The 21,931-nt window shown below is 70.2% G+C and carries 20 protein-coding genes and 1 riboswitch; of the genes, 11 read left to right on the forward strand and 9 right to left on the reverse strand.

Annotation, left to right across the window (positions count from 1 at the left end; all coding sequences use genetic code 11):
* The first annotated feature begins 45 nt into the window (after positions 1 to 45).
* From ACN6LM_RS11190 to ACN6LM_RS11200, 3 genes are all read left to right on the forward strand, one after another.
* Positions 46 to 1,038, forward strand: coding sequence for a tetratricopeptide repeat protein (locus tag ACN6LM_RS11190; RefSeq protein WP_018549909.1), 993 nt, complete (start codon positions 46 to 48; stop codon positions 1,036 to 1,038).
* A 59-nt stretch (positions 1,039 to 1,097) separates the two neighbouring features.
* The gene (gene def, locus ACN6LM_RS11195) at positions 1,098 to 1,736 is read left to right on the forward strand and encodes a peptide deformylase (protein WP_073964049.1); all 639 of its coding nucleotides are present in this window, start codon (positions 1,098 to 1,100) and stop codon (positions 1,734 to 1,736) included.
* 144 nt (positions 1,737 to 1,880) lie between these two features.
* On the forward strand, positions 1,881 to 2,612 hold the full coding sequence (locus tag ACN6LM_RS11200; protein WP_445065170.1) for a D-Ala-D-Ala carboxypeptidase family metallohydrolase: 732 nt from the start codon (positions 1,881 to 1,883) through the stop codon (positions 2,610 to 2,612).
* 30 nt (positions 2,613 to 2,642) lie between these two features.
* Here the strand turns inward: ACN6LM_RS11200 and ACN6LM_RS11205 are convergent, their stop codons facing one another.
* Positions 2,643 to 3,617: a GlxA family transcriptional regulator gene (locus ACN6LM_RS11205; RefSeq protein WP_445065171.1), complete on the reverse strand. Its 975-nt coding sequence runs from the start codon at positions 3,615 to 3,617 to the stop codon at positions 2,643 to 2,645.
* A gap of 81 nt (positions 3,618 to 3,698) precedes the next feature.
* On the opposite strand from ACN6LM_RS11205, the gene ACN6LM_RS11210 reads away from it, so the two are divergent.
* Positions 3,699 to 3,911 (forward strand): hypothetical protein, encoded by a 213-nt coding sequence (locus ACN6LM_RS11210; protein WP_445065172.1) that lies wholly within the window; start codon positions 3,699 to 3,701, stop codon positions 3,909 to 3,911.
* On the opposite strand, the gene ACN6LM_RS11215 is transcribed toward ACN6LM_RS11210, so the two are convergent.
* From ACN6LM_RS11215 to ACN6LM_RS11235, 5 genes are all read right to left on the reverse strand, one after another.
* Positions 3,908 to 4,927, reverse strand: coding sequence for a ribonucleotide-diphosphate reductase subunit beta (locus ACN6LM_RS11215; protein ID WP_445065173.1), 1,020 nt, complete (start codon positions 4,925 to 4,927; stop codon positions 3,908 to 3,910). The genes ACN6LM_RS11210 and ACN6LM_RS11215 overlap by 4 nt on opposite strands.
* Entirely contained in the window at positions 4,927 to 7,323 is a 2,397-nt protein-coding gene (locus ACN6LM_RS11220) for a ribonucleoside-diphosphate reductase subunit alpha (protein ID WP_445065174.1), read from the reverse strand. Before ACN6LM_RS11220 ends, ACN6LM_RS11215 begins: the two co-directional genes overlap by 1 nt.
* Positions 7,324 to 7,466: 143 nt before the next feature.
* Positions 7,467 to 7,591: riboswitch (cobalamin riboswitch) on the reverse strand.
* A gap of 65 nt (positions 7,592 to 7,656) precedes the next feature.
* Positions 7,657 to 9,273: a monocarboxylate uptake permease MctP gene (gene mctP / locus ACN6LM_RS11225; RefSeq protein ID WP_445065175.1), complete on the reverse strand. Its 1,617-nt coding sequence runs from the start codon at positions 9,271 to 9,273 to the stop codon at positions 7,657 to 7,659.
* The gene (locus tag ACN6LM_RS11230; protein ID WP_445065176.1) at positions 9,270 to 9,524 is read right to left on the reverse strand and encodes a DUF3311 domain-containing protein; all 255 of its coding nucleotides are present in this window, start codon (positions 9,522 to 9,524) and stop codon (positions 9,270 to 9,272) included. The genes mctP and ACN6LM_RS11230 overlap by 4 nt, the downstream gene beginning before the upstream one ends.
* 240 nt (positions 9,525 to 9,764) lie before the next feature.
* Positions 9,765 to 10,535, reverse strand: a complete 771-nt coding sequence (locus tag ACN6LM_RS11235; protein WP_445065187.1) for a GntR family transcriptional regulator — start codon at positions 10,533 to 10,535, stop codon at positions 9,765 to 9,767.
* Positions 10,536 to 10,817: 282 nt separating this feature from the next.
* Here ACN6LM_RS11235 and ACN6LM_RS11240 point away from each other — a divergent pair, with 282 nt between their 5' ends.
* The 4 genes from ACN6LM_RS11240 to ACN6LM_RS11255 all read left to right on the forward strand — a co-directional run bounded on the left by ACN6LM_RS11240 (position 10,818) and on the right by ACN6LM_RS11255 (position 15,653).
* A complete protein-coding gene (locus tag ACN6LM_RS11240) occupies positions 10,818 to 12,116 on the forward strand; it encodes an extracellular solute-binding protein (RefSeq protein ID WP_445065177.1) in 1,299 nt (432 codons plus the stop codon).
* Between the two features lie 115 nt (positions 12,117 to 12,231).
* The gene (locus ACN6LM_RS11245) at positions 12,232 to 13,245 is read left to right on the forward strand and encodes a carbohydrate ABC transporter permease (RefSeq protein WP_445065178.1); all 1,014 of its coding nucleotides are present in this window, start codon (positions 12,232 to 12,234) and stop codon (positions 13,243 to 13,245) included.
* Positions 13,242 to 14,105 (forward strand): carbohydrate ABC transporter permease, encoded by an 864-nt coding sequence (locus ACN6LM_RS11250; RefSeq protein ID WP_018521034.1) that lies wholly within the window; start codon positions 13,242 to 13,244, stop codon positions 14,103 to 14,105. The genes ACN6LM_RS11245 and ACN6LM_RS11250 overlap by 4 nt, the downstream gene beginning before the upstream one ends.
* Before the next feature lie 9 nt (positions 14,106 to 14,114).
* Complete coding sequence (locus ACN6LM_RS11255) at positions 14,115 to 15,653, forward strand: glycoside hydrolase family 3 protein (RefSeq protein ID WP_445065179.1); 1,539 nt, start codon at positions 14,115 to 14,117, stop codon at positions 15,651 to 15,653.
* A gap of 59 nt (positions 15,654 to 15,712) precedes the next feature.
* Here the strand turns inward: ACN6LM_RS11255 and nagB are convergent, their stop codons facing one another.
* The gene (gene nagB / locus ACN6LM_RS11260) at positions 15,713 to 16,498 is read right to left on the reverse strand and encodes a glucosamine-6-phosphate deaminase (RefSeq protein ID WP_405938763.1); all 786 of its coding nucleotides are present in this window, start codon (positions 16,496 to 16,498) and stop codon (positions 15,713 to 15,715) included.
* A 196-nt stretch (positions 16,499 to 16,694) separates the two neighbouring features.
* On the opposite strand from nagB, the gene ACN6LM_RS11265 reads away from it, so the two are divergent.
* Both ACN6LM_RS11265 and ACN6LM_RS11270 read left to right on the forward strand, forming a co-directional pair.
* Complete coding sequence (locus tag ACN6LM_RS11265) at positions 16,695 to 17,765, forward strand: SIS domain-containing protein (protein ID WP_445065180.1); 1,071 nt, start codon at positions 16,695 to 16,697, stop codon at positions 17,763 to 17,765.
* A 349-nt stretch (positions 17,766 to 18,114) separates the two neighbouring features.
* Positions 18,115 to 19,581: a sensor histidine kinase gene (locus tag ACN6LM_RS11270; RefSeq protein ID WP_445065188.1), complete on the forward strand. Its 1,467-nt coding sequence runs from the start codon at positions 18,115 to 18,117 to the stop codon at positions 19,579 to 19,581.
* A 162-nt stretch (positions 19,582 to 19,743) separates the two neighbouring features.
* Here ACN6LM_RS11270 and ACN6LM_RS11275 read toward each other — a convergent pair whose 3' ends face one another.
* Together ACN6LM_RS11275 and ACN6LM_RS11280 are read right to left on the reverse strand one after the other, a co-directional pair.
* Entirely contained in the window at positions 19,744 to 20,001 is a 258-nt protein-coding gene (locus ACN6LM_RS11275; protein WP_003953983.1) for a WhiB family transcriptional regulator, read from the reverse strand.
* A gap of 319 nt (positions 20,002 to 20,320) precedes the next feature.
* On the reverse strand, positions 20,321 to 21,289 hold the full coding sequence (locus ACN6LM_RS11280) for a diacylglycerol/lipid kinase family protein (RefSeq protein WP_445065181.1): 969 nt from the start codon (positions 21,287 to 21,289) through the stop codon (positions 20,321 to 20,323).
* 141 nt (positions 21,290 to 21,430) lie between these two features.
* On the opposite strand from ACN6LM_RS11280, the gene ACN6LM_RS11285 reads away from it, so the two are divergent.
* Positions 21,431 to 21,889 (forward strand): hypothetical protein, encoded by a 459-nt coding sequence (locus ACN6LM_RS11285; protein ID WP_445065183.1) that lies wholly within the window; start codon positions 21,431 to 21,433, stop codon positions 21,887 to 21,889.
* Positions 21,890 to 21,931 lie beyond the last annotated feature (42 nt).

Raw genomic sequence — 21,931 nt, forward strand, 5'->3', positions numbered from 1 at the left:
AGAGAGCGGTAGAACGAGGGTGTCCAGTCGGGACAGGCGGGAATCGTGAGGATCTTCGGGAAGGTACGGCATCGGCCGTCCGCCTCTTGGCGGCAGGCCACGGACCGCGCGTTCACGCTGATCGGCGACGGCCGGTACGAGGACGCGGGGGCGCTGCTGACGCGCGCGGCGGACCTGGAGCCCTGGCTCTCCGAGTCATGGTTCAACCTGGCGCTGCTGCACAAGTTCCGGCACGACTGGGAACAGGCGAGGGCCGCCGGGCTGCGGGCCGTCGCCCTGCTCGACAAGGAGTCCGGAGCGCCGGACTGGTGGAACGTGGGCATCGCCGCGACCGCCCTCCAGGACTGGCCGCTGGCGCGCCGCGCCTGGCAGGCGTACGGCCTGAAGGTCCCAGGTGGCGGGCAGCAGACCCCGGCCGCGGGCAGCGAGCCGGTCGGCATGGAGCTGGGCAGCGCAGCGGTACGGCTGTCGCCGGAGGGCGAGGCCGAGGTCGTCTGGGGCCGCCGTCTGGACCCGGCCCGGATAGAGGTGCTGTCGATCCCGTTGCCGTCGTCCGGGCGGCGCTGGGGCGAGGTCGTGCTGCACGACGGGGTGCCGAACGGCGAACGGATCACCGCGGCGGGCCCCTCCTATCCCGTCTTCGACGAGATCGAGCTGTGGGCCCCGTCGCCCGTGCCGACCTGGGTGGTGCTGCTCGAAGCGGCCACGGAGGCGGACCGGGACGCGCTGGAGCAGCTGGCCTCGGACGCGGGCTTCGCCGCCGAGGACTGGTCCTCGTCGGTGCGGCTGCTGTGCCGTTCCTGTTCGGAGAGCCGGATGGAGAGCGACGAGGGCGACGGCGAGCACCTGGACCCGCACGACCACAGCGAGCCGGGGCATCCGGGCCCGCTGGGTCACCGCACGGCCGGTGAGCTGTGGGTGCCGGAGCGCGAGTGCGGCCTGGCGGCCCCGGCCGGTCTGGTGCGCGGGCTGCTGGACGGCTGGGTGGCGGACAGCCCGGACAGCCGCGAGTGGCGGGATCTCGAAGAAGTCTGCTGAGCGCTGCCCGTAGTCTGGGTACGCACCGATTCGGGTTTTGAGGAAGGCGTACGGCGGACATGGCGCAGCAGGAGACGGACGAGCAGGTCAGCGTCGACGAGGAAGGTTTCCTCATCGACACCGAGGACTGTGAGGCGCGCGAGACGGCACACCGCGAGCGCGGTACCTCCCGTCCGATCACGGTCGTGGGCAACCCGGTCCTGCACAAGGAGTGCAAGGACGTCACGGAGTTCGGCGACGAGCTGGCCGCGCTGATCGACGACATGTTCGCGAGCCAGCGCACGGCGGAGGGCGTCGGCCTGGCCGCCAACCAGATCGGCGTCGACCTCAAGGTCTTCGTCTACGACTGCCCCGACGACGAGGGCGTGCGGCACGTCGGCGCCATCTGCAACCCGGTTCTGGAGGAGCTGCCGCCCGAGGCGCGCGTCCTGGACGACTCCGGCGAGGGCTGCCTCTCCGTGCCGACGGCGTACGCCAAGCTGGCCCGCCCGGACTACGCGGTGGTGCGCGGCCAGGACGCGAAGGGCAACCCGGTGCGGGTGCGCGGCACGGGTTACTTCGCGCGCTGCCTCCAGCACGAGACGGACCACCTGTACGGGTACCTGTACATCGACCGGCTCTCCAAGCGCGAGCGCAAGGACGCGCTCCGGCAGATGGCGGAGAACACCCCGCGCTACGAGGTCGTCCCGAACGACTGATCCCGTGGGGCGAACGTGGCGCGGGGCCGCCCCGCGCCGCGTTCGCCCTTTCGTCAACCCTCGTTTCTACACGCGTAGTTGACGGGCGCCACCGCATCCGACAGGCTCGTGCACCACACCTTCGACAGTGGTGAGGAGCCCCCCGTGATCAGACGTTCCGCACGACTCCTGCTCAGCCTTGTCATGACCATGGCTTTTGCGTTGGGTGGTGCCGTGGTCACCGCCGGCACCGCGCAGGCCGACGACTGCTACACCTGGACCCGCACCCTGAGTCCGGGCGCCACCGGCAACGACGTCGCCCAGCTCCAGATCCGGGTCGCCGGATACCCCGGCTACAACTCGGTCCTGGCCGTCGACGGCTCGTACGGGCCCGCCACCACCGCCGCCGTCAAGCGCTTCCAGGCCGCTTACGGGCTGGCCGCCGACGGCATCGCGGGGCCCGCCACCCAGGCCAAGATCTACGCCCTCCAGGACAGCGACTGCACCCCGGCGCACTTCACGTACGCCGAGATGAACCGCTGCAACAGCACCTGGTCGGGCGGCGCGGTCTCGGCGGCCACGGCGAAGGCCAACGCGCTGAGCACCATGTGGAGGCTGGAGGCGTTGCGCCACGCGCTCGGCGACCGGCCCATCAACATCAACAGCGGGTTCCGCTCGACGTCCTGCAACAGCGCCGTCGGGGGTGCCTCGAACAGCCGCCATCTGTACGGTGACGCGGCCGACCTCGGCGGGATCGCCTTCTGCACCCTCGCCAAGGAGGCCCGCTACCACGGGTTCAACGGGATCCTCGGCCCGGGCTACCCGGACCACAACGACCACGTCCACGTGAACCAGGGCCCCAGCCACTACTGGTCGGCGCCCAACTGCGGTATCTGACACCCGCTACGGGGCCCGTCGGGCACTCGGTCAGGCCGCCTCGCCGACCGCCGACGGGCCCCGGAAGGTGCGCCGGTACGCCTGGGGCGTGGTGTCCAGCGCCCGTACGAACTGATGGCGCAGGGCCGCCGCCGTCCCGAAGCCGGTCCGGTCGGCGATGGTGTCGATGGTCTCGTCGGATGTCTCCAGCAGGTGCTGGGCCAGCAGGACGCGCTGGCGCAGCAGCCAGCGGTACGGCGTGGTCCCGGTCTCCTGCTGGAAGCGGCGGGCGAAGGTGCGCGGCGACATGTGCGCCCGGTCCGCGAGCTGTTCGACGGTCATCTCGCGGTCGAGGTGGCGCTCCATCCAGGCCAGCGTGCCGCCCACGGTGTCGCACCGGGTGCGCGGCAGCGGCCGCTGGATGTACTGCGCCTGCCCGCCGTCCCGGTGCGGCGGCACCACCATCCGGCGGGCGATGGTGTTGGCGGCGGCCGGTCCGTACGCCTGGCGGACCAGGTGCAGGCAGGCGTCGATCCCCGCCGCCGTGCCCGCCGAGGTGGTGACCGGCCCGTCCTCCACGTACAGCACGTCCGGTTCGACGGCCGCCTCGGGGAAGCGGCGGGCCAGGTCGTCGGCGTGCCGCCAGTGCGTGGTGCAGCGGCGGCCGTCCAGCAGCCCGGCCGCGCCCAGGAGGTAGGCCCCCGAGCAGACGCTGAGCACCCGCGCGCCCCGCTCCACGGCCCGGCGCAGGGCGGTCAGGACCTCCGGCGGGAACTCGCGCTCCCCGAACCGGCTGCCGGCCGGTACGGCGACGAGGTCGGCCTCCTCCAGCCGGTCGAGGCCGTAGGGGGTGTGGATCGTGAAGCCGGCGTGGGTCCGCAGCTGGGGGCCCTCGCCGGAGACCACCGCGAAATCGTGCACCGGCAGGCCCTCGTCGCTGCGGTCGAGGCCGAACACCTCGCAGAGCACGCCGAGTTCGAAGGGGTGGACATCATCGAGCATCAGGGCGGCGACGTTGTTCAGCATGGCCCCAGTGTGGCAGCAATTCGATGTCGTATGACAGTCCTGCCACTGCCGCTTCTTCGCCGGAACGAGGACAGTAGAGGCATGAACACATTCCAGAACTTCCTCGGCATTTCCGTACTTTTCGCCCTCGTCCTGCTGCCGGCGCTCCTCGGTGCCGCCCGCGAGCGTCGCATCGACCGCGAGCTGCGCGCAGCGGAACAGGACCGGAGCACACGCCCACCGCGCACGGCGGACGCCGCGCGGCCGGTGGGGGCCGCACGGCGTCCGTACGTCAGGAGCTGGGCGAGGGTCTAGAAGTCGTCGTCGAAGGCGACCGTGCCCTCGACGGCCACCTGGTACGCCGAAGGGCGCCGCTCGAAGAAGTTCGTCAGCTCCTGGACCCCCTGGAGCTCCATGAACGCGAACGGGTTCTGCGATCCGTACACCGCCGGGAAGCCCAGCCGGGTGAGCCGCTGGTCGGCAACGCACTCCAGGTACTCGCGCATCGACTCGGTGTTCATGCCGGGCAGCCCCTCGCCGCACAGGTCGCGGCCGAACTGCAGCTCCGCCTCGACGGCCTCCCGCAGCATGTCGGTGACCTGCTGCCGGAGGGCGTCGTCGAAGAGCTCCGGCTCCTCCTTGCGGACCGTGTCCACGACCTCGAACGCGAAGTTCATGTGCATGGTCTCGTCGCGGAAGACCCAGTTGGTCCCGGTGGCGAGACCGTGCAGCAGCCCGCGCGAGCGGAACCAGTACACGTACGCGAAGGCGCCGTAGAAGAACAGCCCCTCGATGCACGCCGCGAAGCAGATCAGGTTCAGCAGGAAGCGACGGCGGTCCGCCTTCGACTCCAGCCGGTCGATCTTCTCCACCGAGTCCATCCACCGGAAGCAGAACTCCGCCTTCTCGCGGATCGAGGGGATGTTCTTCACCGCCGCGAAAGCCGCCGCGCGGTCGTCCGGGTCGGGCAGATAGGTGTCGAGCAGCGTCAGATAGAACTGGACGTGCACGGCCTCCTCGAACAGCTGCCGCGACAGATACAGCCGGGCCTCGGGGGAGTTGATGTGCTTGTACAGGGTCAGCACCAGGTTGTTGGCGACGATCGAGTCACCGGTCGCGAAGAACGCGACGAGCCGTCCGATCAGGTGCTGCTCGGCGGGCGTCATTTTGGCGAGGTCCGGCACGTCCGAGTGGAGGTCGACCTCCTCCACGTGCCAGGTGTTCTTGATCGCGTCCCGGTAGCGCTCGTAGAAGTCCGGGTAGCGCATGGGCCGCATGGTCAGCTCGAAGCCCGGGTCGAGCAGGTTCTGTTCGGTGGGGGTGGTGCTCATCACTGGCATGCCTCGCAGGACTCGGGGTTCTCCAGGGAGCAGGCGACGGCGTCCGCGTCGGGTGCCTGCGCCTGCTGTACGGGGACGGGGGCGGCGGCCGAGGCGGCCCCGGACGCGGCCCGGGCGATCCGGGTCGCCGGACGGGAGCGCAGGTAGTACGTCGTCTTCAGGCCCTGCTTCCAGGCGTAGGCGTACATCGAGGAGAGCTTCCCGATGGTCGGCGTCTCCAGGAACAGGTTGAGCGACTGGCTCTGGTCGAGGAACGGCGTACGGGCCGCCGCCATGTCGATCAGGCCGCGCTGCGGGATCTCCCACGCGGTGCGGTACAGCACCCGGACGTCCGCCGGAATCCAGGCGAAGCCCTGCACCGAGCCGTTCGCCTCGCGCAGCGCCTCACGCGTCCGCGCGTCCCACACGCCGAGCCGCTTCAGCTCGTCCACCAGATAGCCGTTGACCTGGAGGAACTCGCCGCTCAGGGTCTCCCGCTTGAAGAGGTTCGAGACCTGGGGCTCGATGCACTCGTAGACCCCCGCGATCGAGGCGATCGTCGCGGTCGGGGCGATCGCCAGGAGCAGCGAGTTGCGCATCCCGGTCTTCGCGATCCGGGCCCGCAGCGCCTCCCAGCGCTCCGGCCAGTTCAGCTCCACGTCGTAGTGGTCCGGGTGCAGCACCCCGCGCGCGGCCCGGGTCCCGGACCAGGCGGGCAGCGGACCGGACCGCTCCGCGAGGTCGCAGGACGCCTCGTACGCCGTGAGCATGATGCGCTCGGCGATCTTCGTGGACAGCGCCCGGGCCTCGGGGGAGTCGAAGGGCAGCCGCAGCTGGAAGAAGACGTCCTGGAGACCCATGGCACCCAGGCCCACCGGCCGCCAGCGGGCGTTGGACCGGCCGGCCTGCTCGGTCGGGTAGAAGTTGATGTCCACGACCCGGTCGAGGAAGGTCACCGCGGTGCGCACGGTGGCGTCCAGCCGCTCCCAGTCGATCGAGGAGCCCTCGACGAACGCGCCGAGGTTGACGGAGCCGAGGTTGCAGACGGCCGTCTCGCCGTCGTCGGTGACCTCCAGGATCTCGGTGCACAGGTTCGAGGAGTGCACGACCCTGCCCGGCTCGGCGGTCTGGTTCGCCGTGCGGTTGGAGGCGTCCTTGAACGTCATCCAGCCCTGCCCGGTCTGGGCCAGCGTCCGCATCATCCGGCCGTACAGCTCGCGGGCCGGCATGGTCTTGCGGGCCAGGCCCTTCGCCTCGGCCGTCCGGTACGCGGCGTCGAAGTCGTCGCCCCACAGGTCGGTCAGCTCGGGCACGTCGGCCGGGGAGAACAGCGACCAGGCGGTGTCCGCGTCGACGCGGCGCATGAACTCGTCCGGAATCCAGTGCGCCAGGTTGAGGTTGTGCGTGCGCCGCTGGTCCTCGCCCGTGTTGTCGCGGAGCTCCAGGAACTCCTCGATGTCCGCGTGCCAGGTCTCCAGGTAGACGGCGGCGGCGCCCTTGCGCCGGCCGCCCTGGTTCACCGCGGCGACGGAGGCGTCGAGCGTCTTGAGGAACGGCACGATGCCGTTGGAGTGCCCGTTGGTGCCCCGGATCAGGGAGCCCCGGGCGCGGACGCGGGAGTACGAGAGGCCGATGCCGCCCGCGTGCTTCGACAGGCGGGCCACCTGGTGGTAGCGGTCGTAGATCGAGTCCAGCTCGTCCAGCGGCGAGTCGAGCAGGTAGCAGGACGACATCTGCGGGTGGCGGGTGCCGGAGTTGAAGAGGGTCGGCGAGGACGGCAGGTAGTCCAGCCGGCTCATCAGCCCGTACAGCGCGGCGACCTCGTCCAGTGCCCGCCCCGAGGTGTCCTCGGCGAGACCGGCGGCGACCCGGAGCATGAAGTGCTGGGGGGTCTCGATGACCTGGCGGGTGATCGGGTGGCGCAGCAGGTAGCGGCTGTGCAGGGTGCGCAGCCCGAAGTAGCCGAAGCGGTCGTCGGCCCCCTCCGCGAGGGACCGCTCGACCAGGGCGTCCAGCGCCGCCGCGTGCAGCGTCACGAACTCGGCGGTCCGGTCCGCGATCAGGCCCTCGCGGTGGCCCACGGCGACGGACGCGGCGAACGAGGTGGCGCCCTGGCCCGCGGCCTCGTCCGCGATGGACCGGGTGAGCAGCCGGGCGGCGAGGCGGGAGTAGGCGGGGTCCTCGGAGATGAGGCCCGCCGCGGCCTCGGTGGCCAGTGAGCGCAGTTCCGCCTCGTCCGACCGGGCGTTGCGGCCGCGCAGGGCGGCGGCGGCGACGCGTCCGGGGTCGGTGTCGGGCAGATCGGCGGTGAGGCCGGTCAGGGTCCGCAGCAGTGCGGTGCCCGGTCCGTCGCTCGCGGTCCCCGTTGATGCGGCCGCTGAAGCCGGATCGGCTGGCGCGATGGTCACGTGGTGCTCTCCCTCGCTCGGCTCTGGGCCGGCGGGGAGCACGGGGGCAGCCGGGCAGGAGGGGGCCCGGGCGGGGCGGCACTCCGTGCGGCGTCCACCGGCCCATCCCACGAGGCCCGGACGTCTGGGCATCCGGTTCGGTCGAACCGGATGCGCTGTCGGCAGGTCCTCGGACTCCACGGATGCGCGGAAGCGCACCGAATACACCGTTGCGGGACAGTTCCGGATTCACACCGGATTCCCCTGCGGCGACAGCGAGCATGAGCATACATGTGGGGGCCGCCCTGCCGGACGGCCCCCACATGTTGTGTCGCGTGGTGTAAAGGTGTGCGGTCAGTGACCGCCCGGCGCCCCCGCCGTGGCCGGCGGCAGCTTCTCCTGGACGCCCGGGTCGCCCGCGTCCGCGGTGTAGTCGCCCGGGGAGGTCTCGTCGATCCCGACGGGCGCCTTCACGGCGTTCAGGACGAAGGTGAGGACGACGACGACCACGACGTTCAGCACGAACGCGGTGAGGCCGATGTAACCGATCTCGCCGAGGCCCGGGATCTCCTTGGAGGACCCGCCGAAGTGCTTCTGCGTCGGGCTGGCGACCCCGTACGCGGCAGCCGTCCCGTAGATCATGCCGACCGCCCAGCCGGCGAGCAGCGCCCAGCGGTGGAACCACCGGGTGAACAGGCCGCCCACCAGCGCCGGCATCGTCTGGAGGATCCAGATCCCGCCCAGCAGCTGGAAGTTGATCGCGACGGTCTTGTCCATGGTGAGGACGAAGGCCAGTGCGCCGACCTTGACCAGCAGCGAGACCAGCTTGGAGACCTTGGTCTCCTGCTCGGGCGTCGCGTCCGGCTTCAGGAAGTCCTTGTAGATGTTGCGCGTGAACAGGTTCGCCGCGGCGATCGACATGATCGCGGCCGGCACCAGCGCGCCGATGCCGATCGCGGCGAACGCCACCCCCGCGAACCAGTCGGGGAACATGTTCTCGAACAGCTGCGGGATGGCGAGCTGGCCGTTGTCCACCTTGACGCCGGCGGCGATCGCCATGAAGCCGAGCAGCGCGAGCAGGCCCAGCATCAGCGAGTACAGCGGAAGGATCGTGGTGTTGCGGCGGATCACCTCACGGCTGCGGCTGGAGAGCGTCGCCGTGATCGAGTGCGGGTACATGAACAGCGCCAGCGCGGACCCGAGCGCCAGGGTCGCGTAACCCCACTGACCGGCCGCTGCCGGTGCGAGGCCGCCCGCGCCCGCCTTGGTGAACTTGTCCTGGGCGGAGGCGAAGATGTCGTCGAAGCCGCCGAGCTTGATCGGGATGTAGATGATCGCGACGGCGATGACCAGGTAGATCAGCCCGTCCTTGACGAACGCGATCAGCGCGGGCGCCCGCAGCCCCGAGGAGTAGGTGTACGCGGCGAGCACCGCGAAGGCGATCAGCAGCGGCAGGTCCTTGACGAACCAGTTGGTGTTCTCGCCGCCGCCGACGCCCATCACGTCCAGCACCGCCTGGATGCCGACGAGTTGGAGGGCGATGTACGGCATGGTGGCGAGGATGCCGGTGACCGCGACGGCCAGCGACAGCCCCTTCGAGCCGAACCGGCCGCGGACGAAGTCCGAGGTGGTGACGTACCCGTGCTTGTGCGAGACCGACCACAGGCGCGGCAGGAAGGTGAAGATCAGCGGGTACACCAGGATGGTGTACGGCACCGCGAAGAAACCGGACGCGCCGGCCGCGTAGATCGCCGCGGGCACGGCGACGAAGGTGTACGCGGTGTAGAGGTCGCCGCCGAGCAGGAACCAGGTGACCCAGGTGCCGAACGACCGTCCGCCCAGGCCCCATTCGTCCAGGGTGGCCTCGTTCTCGGCCCGGCGCCAGCGGGCGGCCAGGAAGCCCATGACCGTGACGGCCAGGAAGAAGAAGATGAAGACGCCGAGCGCGACGCCGTTCACGCCGTCCTTCATGCCGACGCACCCCCCTTGCGGGCGCGCTGGTCACGCTGCCACAGCTTGTACGCGATCATCGTGAGCGCGGTGGAGATCAGCACCCAGAGCATCTGGTACCAGTAGAAGAAAGGGATACCGATGAAGGTCGGATCGATCTTCGCGTACGAACTCACCCAGAGCATCGCCACGAACGGTGCGATGAGGCACAGGGCGATGACCACCCGCATCGGTGTGACGGTGGGTGGCTTTCCTTCTGGTTCTTCCGCCATGGCGGGCGACTCCGTCCCCTCGGTGATCACCTGTAATGCGCAGGCAATCTAGGCGAGGGACCCGGCCACCGTCACCCCCCGTCCGCATTGCGGTCCGGCAACGGTCGTCACGGACCGGCCGGATGGTCGTAATGGCGGGAAACGTCCGAGGATTGGTCCAGGCCAAGTCGGGCCCCGGGAGCGCCGAACGGCCCCCGGAGGCGGGTCCGGGGGCCGTTCGGGGCACGTGTGTGCGGTGGGTCAGTCCAGCGGCCGCTTCAGGCGGGCCACGAACTTGTAGCGGTCGCCGCGGTAGACCGAGCGCACCCACTCGACCGGTTCGCCCTGCTCGTCCAGTGAGTGCCGGGAGAGCATCAGCATCGGCAGGCCCACGTCGGTGCCGAGCAGCCCGGCCTCGCGCGGGGTGGCCAGGGAGGTCTCGATGGTCTCCTCGGCCTCGGCCAGCCGGACGTCGTACACCTCGGAGAGCGCGGTGTAGAGCGAGGTGTACTTGACCAGTGAACGGCGCAGTGCGGGAAAGCGCTTGGCCGAGAGGTGCGTGGTCTCGATGGCCATCGGCTCGCCGCTCGCCAGGCGCAGGCGCTCGATGCGCAGGACCCGGCCGCCGGCGCTGATGTCGAGCAGTCCGGCGAGGGTGTCGTCGGCGGTGACGTAGCCGATGTCCAGGAGCTGCGAGGTCGGTTCGAGCCCCTGGGCGCGCATGTCCTCGGTGTACGAGGTGAGTTGCAGGGCCTGGGAGACCTTCGGCTTGGCGACGAAGGTGCCCTTGCCCTGGATGCGTTCCAGCCGGCCCTCGACGACCAGTTCCTGGAGCGCCTGGCGCACGGTGGTGCGCGAGGTGTCGAACTCGGCGGCCAGGGTCCGTTCCGGGGGTACGGGGGTGCCCGGCGGCATGGTGTCCGTCATGTCGAGGAGATGGCGCTTCAGCCGGTAGTACTTCGGCACGCGCGCGGTGCGCGTCCCGGCGCCCGTGCCCGTCTCGCTCTCCGAACTGCCCCCGTCGGCGCCCATGGCCCGCCTTCCCGACTGCTGCGTTGCTGCCGTCACCGGCTCCTCCGTCTGTCGCGGCTCACATGGTGGCACGGTCCGGTCACGGCTCGTCGCCCTCCCTCAGGTGTCGGTCCTATAACGGACGCGAGTGCACTTCTTATACACCCTTGACACCCCTAAAGGTCTAGGCCAAGCTCCCGGTACTGGTCTAAACCATTAAAGACCAGGTCCCAGCCCCAGAGGTACTCGTCGACGTTCTCGCGCGGTGGGGAGGGGGGTTGCAGCATCCCTGAGGAGGGTGGCGTGAAGCGCAAGCTCATCGCGGCGATCGGCGTCGCGGGCATGTTGGTTTCCATCGCGGCGTGTGGTTCGGACGACAAGACGTCCTCGAAGGACCCCAAGGACCGCAAGGAAGACCTGACTGTCTGGCTCATGGGCGAGGCCCAGTCGACCTGGCCCGAACTGGTCAAGGACGTCAACGCCCAGTTCAAGAAGAAGTACCCGAACGTCAACGTCAAGATCCAGTACCAGGGCTGGGCGGACAAGGTCAAGAAGCTCGACACCTCCCTCGGTGGCGACAAGTTCCCGGACGTTGTCGAACTCGGCAACACCGAGACCATGCAGTACATCCTCAACGGTGCGCTCGGCGAGATCGACACTGCCAAGTACGAGAACTCGGACACCTGGATCAAGGGTCTGAAGGACACCTGCTCCTACGAGGGCAAGATCTACTGCGTTCCTTACTACGCCTCCGCCCGCCTCGCGGTCTACAACAAGGACATGCTGAAGGCCGGCACCGGCAGCGACGTCCTTCCGCAGACCGAGGACGACTTCCTCAAGGCGATGGACAAGGTCCAGGCCGAGCTCGCGAAGAAGGACAAGCGCGCCTCGTCCCTGTACTACCCGGGCCGTTACTGGTACGCCGCGATGTCCTACGTCGCAGCCGAGGGCGGCCAGATCGCCAAGTACGACGAGGGCTCGAAGGAGTGGAAGGCCGCCCTCTCCACCCCCGAGGCGCAGAAGGGCATCCAGCACTTCGTCGACCTGGTCAAGAAGTACAACAAGGCCGACCAGACGAAGGACGAGCAGGACCACGCCAACGTCATGGCCAACGAGAAGGCCGCGGTCATCTACGGCCAGGCGTGGGAGGCCGGCAGCGTCACCACGGGTGACAACGGCAACCCGAAGCTCGAGGGCAAGATCGCCACGGCCGGTATGCCCGGCCCGAACGGCAAGGCGCTCCCCTCCTTCATCGGCGGCTCCGACCTCGCCACCATCTCCAAGTCCAAGGTCCAGGACCTCGGCCAGGAGTGGATCTCCCTCTTCACCAACGCGAAGTCCATGGACGTCCTCGCGTCGAAGAACATCCTCCCCAACAACGAGAAGCAGCTTGAGCCGCTGAAGGCCAAGCCCGAGACGGCCGCCATCGCCAACGCGGTGCCGGACGCCTGGTTCACGCCGATCGCGCCGGGCTGGGCCTCCATCGAGAAGGAGGAGATTCTGGAGAACATGCTCCTGAAGATCCTCAAGGGCACGTCCGTCGCCGACGCCACCAAGAAGGCCGACAGCGAGATCGACGCACTGATCAACAAGAAGGCGTAAGTCTTCCGATCGCCAGGCGGGGGCCCGGCATCGCGCCGCGGCCCCCGCTCTCTTCAGCTCAAGAACGCCGTGTCATCCGGGGGCTGCCTCGGACCCGCGATGGAAGGTCAGCCACGTGACTGCCGCCGATACCAAGGCCGCCGGGCCACCGGTCCCCGTACCACGTGATCCCAAGGCGGACGGGAGCCCGCTGTCCGATGAGGGCGGCACCGCACCCCTGAAGCAGAAGAGGAAGCGGAAGAAGGGCGAACTGCTGCCCTACTTCCTGATCCTCCCGGCGATCGTGGCGATCGCCGCCGTCTACCTCTACCCGCTCGCCAAGACCATCATCATGTCCTTCCAGGACATGGGCCGGCGCGAGCTGTGGACCGGTGATCCCGCACCCTGGGTCGGCTTCGACCAGTTCACCAACATCCTCGGTGACTCCGAGTTCTGGTGGGTGACCTTCCGCACCGTCGTCTTCATGGCCGTCTGCGTGACGCTGACCATGGGCATCGGTCTGCTGATCTCCCTGCTGATGCGCCGGCTGTCCAACTGGGTGCGGCTCATCCTGACCTTCTGTCTGATCGCCGCCTGGTCGATGCCGCTGATGGTCGCCGCCTCCATCTTCCGGTTCATGGCCGACTCCGACTACGGCCTCATCAACACCCTCATCGCGAAGGTCGTCGGCGAGGACTGGCTCGGCCACAACTGGTACCTGGACCCGGTCCAGGGCTTCGCGATCATCACGCTGCTGGTCGTCTGGGGCGCCATACCCTTCGTCGTCGTCACGCTGTACGCCGCCCTCACCCAGGTCCCCCAGGAGCTGGAGGAGGCCGCCTCGCTCGACGGTGCCACCAGCTTCGGCATCTTCCGCTACGTGACCTGGCCGGTCATCAAGCCCGTCTTCAGCATGGTCTCCACGCTGTCGGTGATCTGGGACTTCAACGTCTTCGGCCAGATCTGGCTGCTGCGCGGCAGCAAGCCGGAGCCCGAGTACGAGACCCTCGGCCTCTACTCCTACTCGAAGGCATTCGAGTCCACCTCCTTCAGCCAGGGCACCGCGATCGCCCTCATCACCGTGATCCTGCTGTCCGCGGTGGCCGTGTACTACCTGCGCCAGCTCATGAAGACGGGAGAGGTCGAATGAGCACCACGACCGACACACCCCAGGTCCTGCGCCCGGACCGCAAGAAGACCCGGGTCGGCCTGAACATCCTCGGCCTCGGCATCGCCCTGGTCATGGTCTTCCCGGTCTACTGGCTGGTCGTCAGCGCCCTGCGGCCCAGCCGCGAGATCCGCTCGTACGACCAGACCCTGTGGCCCTCGTCGATCACCTTCGACAACTTCGTCAAGGCCGTGGACCAGCCGAACTTCGGCACCGCGGTCCAGTCGAGCCTCATCGTCTCGATCACCGCCGTCGTCGGCGGCATGATCATCGCCACCCTGGCGGCCCTGGCCATCGGCCGGTTCCGCTTCTTCGGCCGCAAGGCCCTGGTCCTGATCATGATCCTGGTCCAGATGCTGCCGCCCACGGCGATGCTCATCCCGATCTACGCCCAGCTCAACGCCATGGGCGGCATCGACGAGTACTGGAGCCTGATCGTCGTCTACCTGGTCTCCACGCTGCCCTTCGCGACGATCATGATCCGCGGCTTCGTGGTGAACATCCCGGTGGAGCTGGAGGAGTCCGCCATGGTGGACGGCTGCACCCGCTTCGGCGCCTTCCGCCGGGTGATCCTGCCGCTGCTCGCCCCCGGCCTCGCCGCCGCGTCGATCTTCGCGCTGGTGAACGCCTGGAACGAGTACCTCTTCGCCTACATCCTGATCAACGACAACTCCAAGTACACGCTCAACGTGTGGCTGATGACGTTCACCAGCGAGCGCGGTACGGACTACGGCGCCCTGATGGCGGCGTCCACCATGATCGCTCTTCCGGTCGTCATCTTCTTCATGTTCGTGCAGAAGAAGATGGCCGCGGGGCTCACCTCCGGCGCCGTGAAGGGATAACGCCGCCCCATGACCACCCTCACCTCCACCACGGACACCCTCACCCGTGACGCCCTCGCGGTGCTGCAGCCCGGCTTCACCGGCACCACGGCGCCCGAGTGGCTGCTGCGCCGGGTCGGCGAAGGGCTCTCCTCCGTCGGCCTGTTCGGCCGCAACATCGACACGCCCGAGCAGCTCGCCGCGCTCACCGCCCAGCTCAGGGCCGAGCGGGACGACGTGCTCGTCGCCATCGACGAGGAGGGCGGCGACGTCACCCGCCTCGAGGTGCGGCACGGCTCGTCCTTCCCCGGCAACCTGGCGCTCGGCGCGGTGGACGACACCGAGCTGACCCGGGCCGTCGCCCACGAGCTGGGCCGCCGGCTCGCCGAGTGCGGGGTCAACCTCAACTGGGCCCCGTCCGCGGACGTCAACTCCAACCCGGGCAACCCCGTCATCGGCGTCCGCTCCTTCGGCTCCGACCCGCACCTGGTCGCCCGGCACACCGCCGCGTACGTCGAGGGCCTCCAGGCCGCCGGCGTCGCCGCCTGCACCAAGCACTTCCCGGGGCACGGCGACACCGCGGTCGACTCGCACCACGCGCTGCCCCGCATCGACGTCGACCTGGAGACCCTGCACGCCCGGGAGCTCGTCCCGTTCCGGGCGGCCATCGCGGCCGGCTCCAAGTCGGTGATGAGCGCGCACATCCTGCTGCCCGCGCTCGACCCGCACCGCCCGGCCACCCTCAGCCCCCAGATCCTCACCGGTCTGCTGCGCGAGGAGCTGGGGTACCAGGGCCTCATCGTGACCGACGCCGTGGAGATGCAGGCCATCGCCTCGACGTACGGGATCGAACGCGGCTCCGTCCTCGCCGTCGCGGCCGGTGCCGACGCGCTCTGCGTCGGCGGCGGTCTCGACGACGACAGCACCGTCCTGCGGCTGCGCGACGCACTGGTCGCGGCGGTGCGCTCCGGTGAACTTCCCGAGGAGCGGCTCGCCGACGCCGCTGCCCGGGTCCGCGCCCTCGCGTCCTGGACGCGGGAGGCCCGGGGGGCCGTACGGGAGCCGGGCGCGGCAGCACAGGAGGGGACCGCGCCCGGCACCGCACGGAGCACCGGCATCGCCTCGGACATCGGCCTGGTCGCCGCCCGCCGCGCGGTGAAGGTGACCGGCGAGGCCGCACCGCTCACCGGTCCGGCGTACGTGGCCGCCTTCACCCCGGTCGCGAACATCGCGGTCGGCGACGAGACCCCCTGGGGCCTCGCGGCCGAGCTGACCCGGCTCGTCCCGGGCACGGAGACCGACACGTACGACGGCGACTCCGAGGCCCCGGCCGAGGCCGTGCTCCGGGCGGCGGGGGAGCGGCGCGTCGTCGCCGTGGTCCGCGACGCGCACCGTCACGCGTGGATGAGCGAGGCCCTGGACGCGCTGCTCGCGGCGCGGCCGGACACGATCGTGGTCGAGATGGGCGTCCCCCAGGCCGCACCCCGGGGGGCCCTGCACATCGCGACGCACGGCGCCGCCCGCGTCTGCGGCCAGGCGGCGGCGGAGGCCGTCACGGCCTCCGCGTAGCCCGCGCATACGAGAGGGCCGGGACACCACCACGGTGTCCCGGCCCTCTCGCGTGAGGACTACAGCCCCTGCCAGGCCGGCTTCGCCGCGTACGTCGCGCGGAAGTAGTCCGCCAGCTTCAGCTTCGACGCCGCCGCCTCGTCCACGACCACCGTCGCGTGCGGGTGCAGCTGGAGCGCCGAGGCGGGCACGATCGAGGCGACCGGCCCCTCGACGGTCGCGGCCACCGCGTCCGCCTTGCCCTCGCCCGTCGCGAGCAGGATCGGGTGGCGGGCCTCCAGGATCGTGCCGATGCCCTGGGTGATGACGTGGTGCGGCACCTGGTCGATGTCGTTGTCGAAGAAGCGCGCGTTGTCGACCCGGGTCTGCTCGGTGAGCGTCTTGATCCGGGTGCGGGAGGCGAGCGAGGAGCAGGGCTCGTTGAAGCCGATGTGCCCGTCGGTGCCGATGCCCAGCAGCTGGAGGTCGACGCCGCCGGCCTCGGCCAGCGCCCTGTCGTACGCCTCGCAGGCCGCCTGGACGTCCTCGGCGGAGCCGTCGGGGCCCATGAACGCGGCCTCGGAGAGCCCGAGCGGTTCGATCACCTCGCGGAGCACCACGGAGCGGTACGACTCCGGGTGGCCCGCCGGCAGCCCGACGTACTCGTCCAGCTGGCAGACGCGGGCGCGCGAGGCGTCCACGGCACCGGAGCGGACCAGGTCCGCGAGGGCCTGGTAGATGGGCAGCGGGGTAGAGCCGGTGGCAACGCCGAGAAGGGCGTCGGGCTTGCGGCCGAGCAGGGCGCCGATGGCCCCCGCGATCAGTTCGCCGCCTGCCTTGGCGTCCGGGACGATGACAACTTCCACGCGGGGCCTGCCGATCCGATCGAGAGTGACGATATGTGGTATAGACCAATCAAGGTTCCAATCTAGCAGACTCACCCTGCCCCGAGGTGTCCGTACCGGCACTCGGACGCACCCCGCCGGCCGTCGCCCGCTGGCGGCCCCCGCGCGCCCCGTGTTCGACTTGGACGAGGCATCGCGAGACCCCGGGAGGCACGACATGTCCGCCACGTACCCGGCCGGTGACGGCGAGCGGCCCGGCCGCATCATGTCCGGCGAGATGGCCGAGCAGCCCGCGATGCTCCGCCGCATCCTGGAACGCGGCGCGCCCGCCATCCGAGAGACCGCCGGCCGGATCGCGGCGAGGAATCCGCGCTTCGTCCTGCTCACCGCCCGCGGCACCTCAGACAACGCCGCGCTGTACGCGAAGTACCTGCTGGAGATCACCCTGGGGCTGCCCTGCGGGCTGGCCTCGATGTCCACCACCACGGCGTACGGCGCGAAGCCGGACCTCCGCGACGTCCTGGTGATCACCGTCAGCCAGTCCGGCGGCTCGCCCGACCTGGTGGCGTCGACCAAGGCGGCCCGGGAGGCCGGTGCGGTCACGCTGGCGGTGACCAACAACCCGGACTCACCGCTCGCGGCCGTCTCCGAGTACCACATCGACATCCTGGCCGGCCCCGAGAAGGCGCTGCCGGCCACCAAGACGTACACCGCGTCCCTGCTCTCGCTGTACCTGTTCGTGGAGGGGCTGCGCGGCGGCGACGGGGCGGCGGCCGGTGTCCTGCCGGACCTCGCGGAGGAGGTGCTCGCCCGCCGGGACGAGGTGAGGGCCCTGGCCTCGCGCTACCGGTTCGCCGAGCGCATGGTCATCACCTCGCGGGGGTACGGCTACCCCACCGCCAAGGAAGCCGCCCTGAAGCTCATGGAGACGAGTTACATCCCCGCCCTCTCGTACTCCGGCGCGGACCTGCTGCACGGCCCCCTCGCGATGGTCGACAACATCTCGCCGGTGATCGCCGTGGTGACCGACGGCCGGGGCGGCGAGGCGCTTCAGCCCGTCCTGGACCGGCTGCGCGGCCGGGGCGCCGACCTCTTCGTCGTCGGGCCCGAGGCCCAGGTGGCGGCGGCGTCCGCGGGGTTCGTGCTGCCGACGGCCGGGGTCGCCGAGGAGCTCCAGCCGGTCCTGGAGATCCTGCCGCTCCAGATGCTGGCGTACGAGGTGACGATCGCCCGCGGCCAGGACCCGGACGCGCCGCGCGCGCTCGCGAAGGTCACCGAGACCCGCTGAGGTCCGGAAGAACCCGCGGGCCGCGGCGCCGGGCCGGGACCCTCAGCCCGACCAGCACCGCAGCCCGGAGCAGGGCCGCCCTCGCGGGCGGCCGGTCCGGCCGGCGGTGTGCGGTGCCCCCGGCCGGGGGAGAGGCGCCGGCGCAGTCAGGGCAGAGAGCGCGGGCACCTCGGTCCGCTCTCCTGTGCGGGGAGAGCGGAGGTTCTGCATCAGACATTGTGGACTAGACCACTGGGCCGTGTCCATCCATGCGCGGTGCCGATGTCGGCCCCGGTCCACCGCACGTACGGGCGGCGCTTCCGGTTCGGACCGCCGCGCATCCACGGGTACGCTCGCACACGTGCCCTCCATGAACGACCTCGTACGCCAGCACACCGCTCTGAGCGACACCGACCTCGAGTGGCTCCACCTGCTGGTCTCGGAGTGGCAGTTGCTCTCCGACCTCTCCTTCGCCGACCTCGTCCTGTGGGTCCCCACCCGCGACGGCACGCGATACGTCTCCGTCGCGCAGATGCGGCCCAACACCGGCCCGACCTCCTACCAGGACGACATGGTCGGCCACCTGGTCCCGCGCGGCCGCCGCCCGCTCCTGGACGCCGCCCTGGACGAGGGCCGGATCGTGCGCGAGGGCGACCCGGAGTGGCGCGAGGAGGTGCCCGTACGGGTCGAGTCGATCCCCGTGCGCCGGGAGGGCCGGGTCCTCGGCGTGATCGCGCGCAACACCAACCTGCTCACCGTCCGCACCCCGTCCCGGCTGGAGCTGACCTACCTCCAGTCCGCGTCGGACCTGGCCCAGATGATCGCCGCCGGGTCCTTCCCCTTCCCGGGCCAGCAGGTCGACATGGACGCGTCCCCGCGCGTCGGCGACGGCCTCGTCCGGCTGGATGCCGACGGGGTCGTCCAGTACGCCAGCCCCAACGGCCTCTCCGCGTACCACCGCCTCGGCCTCGCCTCCGACCTGGTCGGCCAGCACCTCGGCCAGATCACCGCCGAACTCGCCCCGTCCCGGGGCCCGGTGGACGAGGCCCTGGCCAAGATGGCCAGCGGTTACGCGCCCCGCGAGTTCGAGGTGGAGTGCACGGGCGGGGTGATCCAGCTGCGGGCGATCCCGCTCAAGCCCAAGGGCGTCCGCATCGGGTCGCTGGTCCTCCTGCGCGACGTGACGGAACTGCGCCGCCGCGAGCGCGAGTTGATCACCAAGGACGCCACCATCCGGGAGATCCACCACCGGGTGAAGAACAACCTCCAGACGGTCGCCGCCCTGTTGCGGCTCCAGGCCCGCCGGATGGACTCCCCGCAGGGCCGCGAGGCGCTCAACGAGGCGGTGCGGCGCGTCGGTTCGATCGCCATCGTGCACGAGACGCTGTCCCAGAACCTGGACGAGCGGGTGGAGTTCGACGACATCGCCGACCGGGTGATCGCCATGGTCGCGGAGATCTCGCCGGGCAAGGTGACCTGCCGCCGCACGGGACGCTTCGGGATACTCGACGCCGAGGTGGCGACACCGCTCTCGATGGTCCTCACCGAGGTCCTGCAGAACGCCCTGGAGCACGCCTTCTCCGTCGCGGAGTCCGGCACCGTCGAGGTCTCGGCGGTCCGGGGCGGCTCGCCCGCCGAGGGGCGGCTGCTCATCACCGTCCAGGACGACGGCTGCGGTCTGCCCGAGGGATTCGACCCGCAGAAGGCCGGCAACCTCGGCCTCCAGATCGTCCGGACGCTGGTCGAGGGTGAGCTCGGCGGGTCCTTCGGCATGGTGCCGGCGCCGGAGCGCGGGACGCAGGTCGTCCTCGACATCCCGGTCCGCAGCGAGAAGTAGCGGGACCCGGACACGGCAGAGAGCCCGGACCGTCGGTGGACGGTCCGGGCTCTCTGGTCAATCATGCGCTTCGGGGGTACTGCGCGCTGCGACTCGGGGGGCGGGGTGGTGCGTACGCGCTGTACGCGCCGCCTGCGCTGAGGTTCGTAGCGGTGGCGTCGGTCAGGCGCTGGCGTTGCGCGCCCGGTTGCGAGCGGCGCGGCGCTTCATTGCGCGGCGCTCGTCCTCGCTGAGGCCACCCCAGACGCCGGAGTCCTGGCCGGACTCGAGCGCCCACTGCAGGCACTGCTCCATGACGGGGCAGCGACGGCAGACGGCCTTGGCTTCCTCGATCTGCAGCAGCGCAGGACCGGTGTTGCCGATGGGGAAGAACAGCTCCGGGTCTTCCTCACGACAAACGGCGTTGTGACGCCAGTCCATGGCTGCTACCTCTCCTTGGTGTTACGTACTGTGGCTTGTGAATGTGAACGCTTTCACGAATCCCCCCGCAGGTGTAGGCCCGACGCCCAGATGAACTGGTTGTGGTCCTGTGAAGTGAGGAGGGGTTCTGGCTCTCAGTGGAGGCCGTTGTTGCGGGCCGTCCCGATCGCCATGTAGAGATTCGCAAACCTCGGCGACGGATACAACCCCTTCAGGAAAGTTTTTTTTGATTCCTCGGTGTCGGCTAGGTCACAGCCGTACTTCTAGAGGGTGGAAGCCAGTCCAAACGTTCGAGTTAAAGGACTTTGGTCCCTTCCACTCACACAATCACACGCAGTGCACGGCGTACGCCTGTGAACGTCACACTCGTACGCACTCCGAGGTGGTCACCGTCCATCTGGAAGGGCAGTGGCACCTTTGAATGCAAGGTGAAGTCCGTGAGGTCGTGCCGTGAAACCGCGTGCTTGCCCCGAGGGCCCTTCTCCGGGCTCGACGTGAGCAGCTGGGTGGCGTAGCGGCTGACCGCCGCCGTGGACAGTTTCCGCAGGCCCAGCACGTCCAGGGCGGTGTCGAAGGACGCCCCCGGAGCCGCGTAGATGGGCCGGTTCCCCAGGTACGTCCAGGGGGCCGTGTTGCAGATTATGGAAAGCGCGAGATCGGTGACCGGCTCCTCGCCGGGCACGTCGAGCGTTATCACGCCCTGTCTCCGGTGCGGCTCCTCCAGGAACTGCCGGACCACCTGGCGCACGTACAGGGCATGGGTCGAACGCTTGCCGCGCTCCCGCTGCTGTTCGACCCGGCCGATCACCCCGGCGTCGAATCCGAGGCCGGCGCAGAAGGTGAACCAGCGCTCCGGAACGGATTCGTCCGCCGTGCCCGGTGTCCCCGCCGCGAGGCCGAGGCCGACCGTGCGTTCGGTCCGGTTCTCCAGCGCGTCCAGAATGGCGCCGGTCGCCTCCACCGCGTCGTTGGGCAGCCCGAGGGCCCGCGCGAAGACGTTGGTGGAGCCGCCGGGCACCACGGCCAGCTTCGGCAGGTTGTCCAGGTCGGGGCCCCGGTGCAGCAGGCCGTTGACGACCTCGTTGACCGTGCCGTCGCCGCCGAGGGCCACCACGAGGTCGATGTCGTCGCTGTCGGCGGCCCGCCGCCCCAGGTCGCGGGCGTGCCCGCGGTACTCCGTGGAGACGGCCTCCAGCTTCATCTCGCTCGCCAGCGCGTGGATCAGCACGTCACGGGTCCGCGCACTGGTGGTGGTGGCGGCTGGATTGACCACAAGAAGTGCGCGCATGACTGCCAGCCTACCTACCGCGGGGTACAGCCCTGAAGTCCTGCCCGCAGGCCCTCACGCTCGGTGACGGCGCGGGGGTGCGACGGTGGCGCGCGCCACCCCGGCTTTCCTTCGCCGGGTCCGGGATGCCAACCTGCAAGGGTGAGTACTCAGCAGAACGCGCCCTCGTCCCTGGCCGAGCCGGCGAAGCCCGCCAGGATCACGCTGGTGGCCGCGATCAGCGGCCTCGAAGGCGCGGCCCTCGTCATCGGCGGGATCTACATGCTGGTGATGGGCCTGCTGGGCCGGCCCGACAGCCCCGAGCAGGCCGAGATGGGCGGGCTGACCGTCATCGCGCTCGGCCTGATCCCGCTCTTCGCCGCCCGCGGCCTGCTGCGCCGCCGCAGCTGGAGCCGGGGCCCCGCGCTCATCACGCAGATCATCGCGCTGCCGGTGGCCTGGACGCTGCTGCGCTCCCACGGCGTGCTGATCCCGGCCGGCATCGTGCTCGCGGCGCTCGCGCTGACCGCGCTCTACCAGCTGGTCAGGCCCGCCACCATCGAGGCCCTCGGCATCCGCAGGCCGGGCGCCGCACCCGACGCGGACACCGAGGACGCCTGACGGCACCCCGGACACGGGAAGAGGCCGCCGGAGACGCTCCGG

Source organism: Streptomyces sp. SAS_281, assembly GCF_052542855.1.